Here is a 9709-nt window from a genome sequence, read left to right as displayed (position 1 = left end):
GGCGTCGGCGTGAACCCGCTGCGCGGCCAGAACAACGTGCAGGGCGCCTGCGACATGGGCTCGTTCCCGCACGAGCTCACCGGCTACCGCCACATCTCCGACGCCGCGACCCGCGCCCTGTTCGAGGCGGCCTGGGGTGTCCCCATCGACCCGGAGCCAGGCCTGCGCATCCCCAATATGCTCGACGCCGCCGTCGCCGGGCGGTTCAAGGCGATCTACATCCAGGGCGAGGACATCCTGCAGTCCGATCCCAACACCCGCCACGTGGCCGCGGGCCTCGCCGCCATGGAGTGCGTGGTGATCCACGACCTCTTCCTCAACGAGACCGCCAACTACGGCCACGTCTTCCTGCCCGGCTCCACCTTCCTGGAGAAGAACGGCACCTTCACCAACGCCGAGCGCCGCATCCAGCAGGTCAGGAAAGTGATCGCGCCCAGGAACGGCTACGAGGACTGGGAGGTCACCCAGCTGTTCTCCAACGCGTTGGGCTATCCCATGGCCTACAGCCACCCCTCGGCGGTCATGGACGAGATCGCGCGCCTGACGCCCACCTTCGCCGGCGTCTCCTACGCCCTGTTGGAGCGCGAAGGCTCGGTGCAATGGCCCTGCAACGAGGCTGCGCCCACGGGCACCCCGGTGATGCACCTGGAGCGGTTCGTCCGCGGCCTCGGCAAGTTCGTGATCACCGAATACGTGCCCACCGACGAGAAGATCGGCCCGCGCTTCCCGCTGCTGCTCACCACCGGGCGGATCCTGTCCCAGTACAACGTAGGCGCCCAGACCCGGCGCACCGAGAATGTGGTCTGGCACGAGGAGGACGTGCTGGAAATTCACCCGCACGACGCCGAGGAGCGCGGGGTGGCCGAGGGCGACTGGGTGCGGCTGGCCAGCCGGGCCGGTGAGACGACCCTGCGGGCCCGCATCACCGACCGCGTTGCGCCCGGGGTCGTCTACACGACCTTCCACCATCCGGTGACCCAGGCCAACGTGGTCACCACCGACTATTCCGACTGGGCCACCAACTGCCCCGAGTACAAGGTCACCGCCGTGCAGGTGGCGCCCTCCAACGGCCCTTCCGACTGGCAGGCGCGCTACGAGGCGATGGCCGAGCGCAGCCGGCGGGTGGCGGCCTTCGAGCCTGCCGAATGAGCCTAAGCCAGGAAGCCCGGCGGCCCGAGCGGCTGATCTACATGGCCAACCAGATCGCAAAGTTCTTCGCCGCCCAACCGGGCGACCCCGCGGACGGCGTGGCCAACCACCTTCGCAGCTTCTGGGACCCGCAGATGCGCGCCGACATCGTCGCCTGGCGCGCGGCCGGCGGCGACGGCCTCGACCCGATCGCCGGCGAGGCCGTGGGACGGCTGGGGTGAGCGCCGCGCAGGCCTACCCGCGAACGCGCTGGACCGCCGCCGGCGCGCAGGACGGCCACCGCAACCTCCCTGAAGAGACCGCTATCGCCCTGGTTCATGACGCGACCACCACCGCGGTGATGATGGCCACGCCCACCGACCTGGAGGACTTCGGGGTCGGCTTTACCCTCACCGAAGGGCTGGTCCGCTCAGTCGCCGACATCAGCGCATTGCAGGTCGCCGTCGCCGAGCAGGGGATCGAGGTGCGCATGTGGCTGGCGCAACCGGCCTCCGCGGCCCTGGCGGCGCGGCGACGACGCCTCGCCGGACCCACCGGTTGCGGCCTCTGCGGCATCGACAGCCTGGCCGAGGCGGCCCGCGCCCCGCCGCGCGTACCGCGAGGGTTCGCCGTCTCGCCCCAGGCCATCCAAGCCGCCGTGGCCGCGCTCGCGCCGGCCCAGGCCCTGGGCGGCGTCACCCGTGCCGTCCACGCCGCCGCCTGGTGGACCGAGGGCGACGGTATCGTGGCGCTGCGCGAAGACGTTGGCCGCCATAACGCCCTGGACAAGTTGGCCGGCGCGCTCGCCCGGTCCGAGACCCGCGCCGAGGGCGGCCTGCTGCTGCTGACCAGCCGCGTTTCGGTGGAGATGGTGCAGAAGGCGGCCGTCATCGGGGCCCAGGTCCTGGTCGCCGTCTCCGCCCCTACGGCGCTGGCGGTGCGCACCGCGCAGGCCGCCGGCGTCACCCTGGTCGCCGTCGCCCGCGACGACGGTTTCGAGGTGTTCACCCACCCGGAACGGATCGCCGGTTAGCCCACCGCGCTACGCCGCCACGGGGCGGCGGCGGCGCAGGACGGAGCCGGCGGCGCCGAAGCCGAGGATCAGCATCGCCCAGGTGGCCGGTTCCGGGATCGGGCCAGTTCCGTCGATGGCGCGGACGTCGAAGGCGATGTTGTCCAGGCCCACATTGAAGGCGTCCGGCCCCCAGTTCAGGGCGATCCCGTCGGTGAAGTAGGCGCTGTTGACGGTGATGTGGTTGTGGCCCGGGGACAGGGTATCGACAACGTCGTCGAAGATTCCGGTCCCGCCCAGGCTCTCGATGAGCACCGGCGATTCGGCGGAGTTGTTCAGGTACGTGGCGATGTCGAACGACAGAAGCGAGATCTCGTAGCCAGGAAGGGCCGTCAGAGTGATCCGCCCGGAAAAGTCTGTCTGGTTGGTGCCGGCCCAGATGACGCCCACGAGGTCTCCGTAGCCAACGTCCCAGTACCTTGCATCCAGCGCCGTGGGGTTCCCGGTGAACGTGAAAGTCGCATAGCTGACATCGACGCCGGCGCTGTCGCCATACGACTGCGCGATAGCGTTGCCGGTCGTGCAGGCGCCGGCGTCACAGGCATTGCCGGTGAAGTCGAGCACGGTCGGCGCTGCGGAGGCGGGCGAAGCTGTGAGCGCGCCCGCCAATGTGGCCGCGCCTGCGGCAATCAAAAATTTCTTCATGACGAGACCTTCTCGCGCTCTGCGGTCGCCGCCTCGGCGCCCCGCTCGAAGATCCAGCCTTGCCCAGGCCGAGGGCGGAAACCTGATGGAATCAGCAGGTTTTCATGAGGGCCGGGAGCTGCGCGGGAAGGACGCCGCCTCGGGAAGGGGCGGCGGCGCATCTTTGACATTCCCGGTTTCGTAACGGCAGTATGTCGGACGCTGGGCAGGCCCAAATGCACGTCATAGCCGACTGGGTATTCGATCCGCACTCGCGATACCTGTCCTCAGGCGACGCGAGACATCGGCTTTCCCCAAAGGCGGCGAAAGTTCTGCTGAGCCTGGTCCAGGATCCTGGCCGGGTTTGGTCCAGGGAGACATTGCTGGACGCCGCGTGGCCGTCGCAGGCGGTCGGCGAGGAGGTGCTCACCCAGGTGATCGCCGAGTTACGCCGGGCCTTCCGCGACGATTTTCGCCGGCCGCGATTCATTGAGACGGTCCACAAGGCGGGCTACCGACTTGTCGCAGGATCGGCCGGCGAGGACGGCTCCGGCGAGCTCCCGGGCGGCTGGGCGGCCGACCTGGAGGCCTACGGGACGTACCTCCAGGCGCTCACCCTCCGGGAAACCAGCGGGCTTGCGGGCCTGCACTCTGCGATTGAGCTCTACGTTACGGCCCTGCGCATGAACCCCCGACTGGCGGTCGCGCACGCCGGGCTCGCCGAGGCGCTGCTGTTTACCGACTATGTCCAGCATCCGATGGAGGTGGCGCGCGTCCGCAGCCACTGCGAAGCCGCCCTGCGCCTTGAGGGCGGGCTGGCCGAGGCTTGGTCGGTGCATGGCCATGCCTGCGCCTACCGGGCTGACTTCGGCGGCGCTACGGACCTGATCCGCCGGGCGATGGCGCTCGGCCCCGGCAACGGCGCGGTGTTCTACCAGGCGGCCCGGGTGTGCATGTCGGCCATGGCGTTTGCCCCTGCGGCGGCGTTGCTGGAGCGCGCTGGACACCTCTCTCCGGGGGAGTCGCATGCGCTGGTCCTGGCCGGCAAGTTGAGAGGCATCCTCGGGGAGCCCGCGGCTTCGCACCGGAATTTCATGGCGGCGCTTCCGCGGCTGGATGCGCGGCTCGCCGAGCATCCCGACGACTTCCGCGCGCGGACCGGCCGCGCGCGCTGCCTCTACGCCCTGGGCCGCCGCGAGGAGGCGACCGAGGACATGGACCTGGCCCGCGCGCACCCCGAGCCCATGGCGTTCCACCTGGCTTGCACCCTGGCGCAGAACGGGCGAACCGAGGCGGCGCTGGATACTCTGGAACAGGTGGTGGAACTCGGTTGGCGTGGGCCCTGGGCCCGACCCTGGCTCGACCGCGACAGCGACTTTGACCCTCTGCGCGGAAACCGCCGCTTCGCCCGGTTGGCCGCCCGGGTCGGGCCTCCCGGGTGAGCCCGCGCTCCCCAACGCCGGCGAACCTGATAGCCCCCGCCGCGATGGCCCCGACCCCCCGCCTGCATCTGATGAACCGCGAGTTCGTCTGGCGCGAAGCGCCGCGCGACCGCTGGCAGGCCGACCACGGCCGGGTCTGCCTGGAGACGGTAGCGGACGCCGTGGCCGCCCTCGCCAGGGCCGGCGACCTCGTGGTGTCTTCATCGCTCGCCCCAGATCGCCTGCCCCACGGCACGGTGGTCGCCCAGGGCGAGCCGGCCCGCCAGTTCCGCATCCTGGAGGGGCAGTGAGCGAGACCCAGACCGCCGGCCTCGACGACCGCGTCGACGCTCTGATGGATCGCCTCACCCTGGAGGAGAAGGTGCGCCTGATGGCTGGCGCCAGTTCCTTTGGCCTGCACGCTATTGAACGCCTGGGTATCCCGGCGCTGAGCATGACCGATGGACCAACCGGCGTGCGCTCCATCAAGGGCATTGCGGCCACCGTGTTCCCTGTGGGCGTCGCGCTGGCCGCAACCTGGAACCCAGCGATGGCCCAGGCCGTAGCCGCCGCCATTGCCCGCGAGGCCCTCGCCCTGGGCGACCAGGTCGTGCTGGCCCCGACCATCAACATCATGCGCATCCCCACCTGGGGCCGGAACTTCGAGACCTATTCGGAGGACCCTTACCTCGCCGGTGTAACGGGCGTGGCCTATGTGCGCGGCCTGCAGGGCGAGGGCGTCGGCGCGTCGCTGAAGCACTATGCCGCCAACAACCAGGAGCTGGAGCGGTTCGCGGTGGACGCACGGGTCGACGAACGCACCCTGCGCGAAATCTACCTGGCCGCCTTCGAGCGCGTCGTGCGCGAGGCGGACCCGTGGACGGTGATGGCCTCCTACAACAAGCTGAACGGGACCTACGCTTCCGAGCACCGCCAGCTGCTCACCGACATTCTCAAGGGCGAGTGGGGCTATCGGGGCGCGGTGGTCTCCGACTGGACGGCCGTCCGTTCCACCGCGCCCGCCGCCAACGCCGGGCTCGACCTGGAGATGCCCGGGCCGGCCAAGTGGTTCGGCGAGCGGCTGCTGGCCGCCGTGCAGGCCGGCGAGGTCAGCCAGACGCAACTCGACGACAACGTCAGCCGCATCCTGCGCCTGATCGTCCGGTCCGGCCTGATGGACGGCGCGCGGCCGATCGGCGAGCTCAGGACCGCGCGCCACCGGACCATCGCCCTGGACGCCGCCTGCGAGGCGATGACCCTGTTGAAGAATGACGGCGACCTGCTGCCGCTGTCGCAGGAGCTCAGGACCATCGCGCTGATCGGGCCGAACGCGGCGCGGACCATGCTGCAGGGCGGAGGCAGCTCGCAGGTCGTCACCGACAACCTCCGCACGCTAGGCGACGGCCTGCGTGAATTCCTGGGCGCCGGCGTCACCGTCGTGGAGGCGCAGGGCTGCGACAACGACGCCGCACCGCCGCCCGCCGACCGCCGCCACTTCAGCCCCAGTGAGGCCCGCGACGCCGAGGGCCTCAAGGCAGCGTACTTCACAGGCCCCGATCTCGCCGGCGAGCCCACCAGCGGCGGCGTGGAGCGCCACCTGATGCGCTGGACCGCCGGGGCCATGGCGACGGCCAGGCGACCGGCCTACGGCTCGTTCCGCTGGAGCGGCTGGTTCTGGCCGCCGGTCAGCGGCGCCTACGAGTTCAGCCTGCGCTCCATCGGGAAGGGCCAGCTTACGCTGGACGACGCCGCCTTGATCACGGCGGAGACACCGGCGACGGCCGACCGCCTGGACGTCATGGGCAGCCTCGTGCCTCGTCGGCTTGCGAGCGCGACCCTGGAGGCTGGGCGCGGCTATGCCATCCAGCTCGACTACGTCCCGGAGCGGCCCGACCGGGACTACGTGGCCATCGGCGTGCGCTCGCCGGCCGAGCCCATGGCCCGCGCGGTCGAGGCCGCCCGCGCCGCCGACGCGGTGATCCTGGTCCTGGGCTCCGGCTCACTCACCGAGGCCGAGGGCTACGACCGACCGGACATGGCCTTGCCGGGCGCCCAGGACGAGCTGGCCCGCGCGGTCCTGGCCGCCAATCCGAACGCCGTGGTTGTGATGAACACCGGCTCGCCCTTCGAGATGCCGTGGATCGATCAGGCCAGGGCCGTCCTGCAGATGTGGCTCCCGGGCGAGGCCGGGCCGGACGCCCTGGCCGCCGTCCTGTTCGGCGAGCGCGGGCCGGGCGGCCGCCTGCCGGTGAGCTTTCCGCGGACGTTCGGCGACCATCCGGCGCACGCGCTGAGCCCGGACCCGCAGGTGTGCGAGTACGCCGAGGGCCTGGGGGTCGGCTATCGCGGCTACGACGCCGGGCCCGCCTCGCCGCTGTTCCCGTTCGGCCACGGCCTGGCCTACACCACCTTCGAGCTCTCCGACCTGCAGGCTCCGGCCGGCGCCAGGCCGGGCGAGGCCGTGCAGATCGCCGTCACCGTGGCCAACACCGGCGCCCGCGCCGGCGCCGAGGTCGTCCAGCTCTACGTCGCGCCGCGCGACCCGCGGCTGCCGCGGCCGCCGAAGGAGCTGAAGGCCTTCGCCAAGGCCGAGCTCGCGCCCGGCGAGGCCCGCCGCCTGACCCTGGACCTCGAACCGAACGCCTTCGCCGCCTGGGACACCGAGGCCGGCGGCTGGGTGGTCGATCCCGGCGACTACGACCTGCTGGTCGGCCGGTCGGCCGGCGACATCGCGCTCTGCGCCACGATCCGGCTGCAGGCGACCTAAAGCTCCGCCAGAACCTCCTCGGTGTGTTCGCCCAGCGTCGGGGCCGGCCAGCGGATGGCGGGACGCGCAGCGTCGTAGGCGAAGGGGGCCGCGGAGATGATGTGGTCGCCGACGTAGCGGCGGGACGTGGGGACCCAGAAGCTGGCGGCCATCAGCTGCGGGTCGTAGCCGAGCACGTCGATGCGCTGGATCTGGGCGGCGGCGACGCCGGCGGCCTGGAGCGTCTCGGCCGCGTCGGTGGCCAGCTGGTCGGCGGCCCAGGCGGCGATGACGGCCTCGATGGCGTCGGCCTCTGCGGCGCGGCCGGCCAGATCGAGGCCGGCCCAGTCCGGGCGGCCCAGGACCCCGCACAGCCCGCGCCACGCCGCGTCGTCATAGACCGCCACGGTCAGCCACTCGTCGACGCCCAGCGCCGGAACCACGCAGACCGGCGCGGCGCGCGGGCGGCGGTTGCCGGTGCGGGGCAGCCGCGTGGGGCTGAGCTGCTGGGCCACGAGGGCGTCGGCGGCGTACTGGTGCAGGACGCCCACCTGGGTCATGTCGACCTCGCAGCCGCCCAGCCGGTCGCGGCCGCGCAGCGCCGCGAACGCCGCGCTGGCGCCGAACAGGCCGACGAGCGGATCGCCGTAGGCAACGTGCTGTATGGCGGGCGGCCAGTGCTCATAGCCGTTGGCGTAGGGCAGCCCGGACGCCTGCTCCACCGTCGAGCCATAGGCGCGGATGCCCGAGGCCGGCCCGTCGTTGCCGAAGGCCGGCATCGAGACCGAGATCAGGTTGGGGTTCAGCGCGCGGCGCGCCTCCGGGCCCAGGCCCAGCTTCTCCATGACCCCGGCGGCGAAGTTCTCCACCAGCACGTCGGCGCGGGCCACCAGCTCGCGGGCCTGCGCCACACCCTGCGGCGAGGCGAGGTCCAGGAGCACGCCGCGCTTGTTCCGGTTGACCGAGATGAAGGCGAACTTGGTCTCGCGCGGCGGCGGGTCGCCCGACTGGTCCAGTTCCCAGCCGCGCCACCAGTCGGGGTGGGCGTCGGACTCGATCTTCACCACGTCGGCGCCCAGGTCGGCGAACCAGCGGGTGCAGAGCGGGCCCGCCCAGCCCATGGTGAAGTCCACCACCTTCAGGCCGGCGAACGGCGCCTCCGGCCCCGAGGTCTCGAAGGCGGGAACCGGCCGGCCCGTGAAGGTCGCGCGGTAGGGCAGCGTCGGGGCGCGCGCACCGCCGGCGTCGAAGGGGCCGAAGGCGCCGCGCTGAGCCCAATGCGGCACGTCCGGCATCGCCGCCAGGTCGGGCATGTCGGTGATCGGCACCCGCGCGCTCTCGCCCAGCGCCACCCACTCCGCGGTCGTCCTGGTGAGGAACAGGGGGGTGATAATGGCGTCGATCTCGTCGGCGAACACCAGGCGCTCCAGCGTGGTGTTGTACTTGAGCTCCGGCCCCAGCTCCGGCCGGCCGATGATGTTGCAGAGGCCGCGCCACTGGCCCGGCGTCACCGTCGTCACGCCGATCCAGCCGTCCTTGCTGCGATAGCTGGAGCAGGGGTAGATCGGCGCGTGGCGGTTGACGCCCAGCCGGATGCCCTCCCCGCCCAGCATCAGCGCCGAGATCGCGCCCGGCTCCGTCAGGCACATGTAGGCCTCGTAGACGTTGGCCTCGATCCGCTTCGGGCGCGGGTTGGCCATCAGGGCGGCCAGCCCGGCGTTGAAGGCCACCACGGCGCCGGTCACCTGCGGGGCGTGGCCCTGCGCCAGGGTCGGCGGCCCCTCGACCGCCCCGAACGAGTGGGCCATGCCGGTGAGCGCGTGGATCAGCTCGTCGCAGCCCTGCCAGTCGGCCCAGGGCCCGTCGGCATGGAACCAGCGCAGCGCCAGCAGCGACGCGCCCAGCTCCGCGGCCACCGCCTCGCCCGCGGTCACACCCTGCGCGTCCAGGCCGGCGATCACCAAGTCCACGGGGCCTGGGGCGTCGGCGACCTTGCGATGGTCCAGCCAGCGGCCATAGGCCTCGCCGGCGGCGCCGCCATAGCCGATCGCGGTGTCGACGCCGCCCCCGCCACCCACGATGGGCGCGCGCACCACGGTGGCCCCCATCTGGGCGAACAGGCGGCCGCAATAGCGCACGGCCACGGCGCGCGAGGCCTCGACGATGGTCAGTCCGGCAAGAAGCGTGTCCATGCCGGTGAGCCTAGGGCATCGACGTTCGGCGAGGCCAGGGGATTTCGACGCCGGGCGGCGTCCAGATCGCGGCCCGCCTGGCCTTGTCGGCCCGCGCGCCCTTCAGCCGCGCCTTGGCCGCGATGCTCTGGCGGATCGAACGGGCCAGCCGCTGGCGGGAGTGTAGAGCGGGGCTACGTCAGATGCGGACGTGGCGGGGAGTCGGCGCGCGGCTGTTTCCGGGCTCCCGGCTGCACACCCGGCCGGCTGGCGATCGAGACGGCGACGGCGCCTGGATCGCCCCGTGAACACGGGCCTTCATCCACTGCCCGACCCGGGCCGTACCTGCTACGGTCGACCCGCGACCGTTCAACCCAAGGACCCGGCGATGCCTCCGTCGAAACCGCAGCCTCACGCGAGCGAACCCACCGAACTCGACACCGACGCGCTGGACAAGGTCGCGGGCGGCCGGAAAGCCGGTGAAGGCCAGAAGGACTTGCTGGAGCCTCCGCCACCCCCGCCGCCGCCCCCGAAGCTCTGACCTAGC

Annotated in this window: 9 protein-coding genes; 7 read left to right on the top strand and 2 right to left on the bottom strand. The window is 71.9% G+C overall.

Annotation, left to right across the window (positions count from 1 at the left end):
* The 3 genes from QZV94_RS19485 to fdhD form a co-directional block, all read left to right on the top strand.
* A partial coding sequence (locus QZV94_RS19485; RefSeq protein ID WP_293680658.1) for a molybdopterin oxidoreductase family protein occupies positions 1-1149 on the top strand: 1149 nt, incomplete at its 5' end.
* Entirely contained in the window at positions 1146-1370 is a 225-nt protein-coding gene (locus QZV94_RS19480; RefSeq protein ID WP_293680655.1) for a formate dehydrogenase subunit delta, read from the top strand. The genes QZV94_RS19485 and QZV94_RS19480, both read left to right, overlap by 4 nt.
* Positions 1367-2161: a formate dehydrogenase accessory sulfurtransferase FdhD gene (gene fdhD / locus QZV94_RS19475; protein WP_293680652.1), complete on the top strand. Its 795-nt coding sequence runs from the start codon at positions 1367-1369 to the stop codon at positions 2159-2161. Before QZV94_RS19480 ends, fdhD begins: the two co-directional genes overlap by 4 nt.
* Positions 2162-2170: 9 nt before the next feature.
* On the opposite strand, the gene QZV94_RS19470 is transcribed toward fdhD, so the two are convergent.
* Positions 2171-2845, bottom strand: coding sequence for a PEPxxWA-CTERM sorting domain-containing protein (locus QZV94_RS19470; protein ID WP_293680649.1), 675 nt, complete (start codon positions 2843-2845; stop codon positions 2171-2173).
* 191 nt (positions 2846-3036) lie between these two features.
* Between QZV94_RS19470 and QZV94_RS19465 the strand changes: the two genes are divergently transcribed.
* The 3 genes from QZV94_RS19465 to QZV94_RS19455 are packed head-to-tail and all read left to right on the top strand — an operon-like array spanning position 3037 to position 7012.
* Positions 3037-4266, top strand: a complete 1230-nt coding sequence (locus QZV94_RS19465; protein WP_367254892.1) for a winged helix-turn-helix domain-containing protein — start codon at positions 3037-3039, stop codon at positions 4264-4266.
* 44 nt (positions 4267-4310) lie between these two features.
* Positions 4311-4556 (top strand): hypothetical protein, encoded by a 246-nt coding sequence (locus QZV94_RS19460; protein WP_293680644.1) that lies wholly within the window; start codon positions 4311-4313, stop codon positions 4554-4556.
* Positions 4553-7012: a glycoside hydrolase family 3 C-terminal domain-containing protein gene (locus tag QZV94_RS19455; RefSeq protein WP_293680641.1), complete on the top strand. Its 2460-nt coding sequence runs from the start codon at positions 4553-4555 to the stop codon at positions 7010-7012. Before QZV94_RS19460 ends, QZV94_RS19455 begins: the two co-directional genes overlap by 4 nt.
* Here the strand turns inward: QZV94_RS19455 and QZV94_RS19450 are convergent.
* Positions 7009-9183: a CoA transferase gene (locus QZV94_RS19450; protein ID WP_293680638.1), complete on the bottom strand. Its 2175-nt coding sequence runs from the start codon at positions 9181-9183 to the stop codon at positions 7009-7011. The two genes, QZV94_RS19455 and QZV94_RS19450, sit on opposite strands and share 4 nt — an antisense overlap.
* A gap of 367 nt (positions 9184-9550) precedes the next feature.
* On the opposite strand from QZV94_RS19450, the gene QZV94_RS19445 reads away from it, so the two are divergent.
* Complete coding sequence (locus tag QZV94_RS19445; protein ID WP_293680635.1) at positions 9551-9703, top strand: hypothetical protein; 153 nt, start codon at positions 9551-9553, stop codon at positions 9701-9703.
* Positions 9704-9709 lie beyond the last annotated feature (6 nt).

The sequence above is a fragment of the uncultured Phenylobacterium sp. genome (genome assembly GCF_902826855.1).
In the GTDB taxonomy this organism is placed as follows: domain Bacteria; phylum Pseudomonadota; class Alphaproteobacteria; order Caulobacterales; family Caulobacteraceae; genus Phenylobacterium.
Note: the sequence above shows the minus strand (reverse complement) of the source record. Positions and strands in the feature narration are given on the sequence as shown.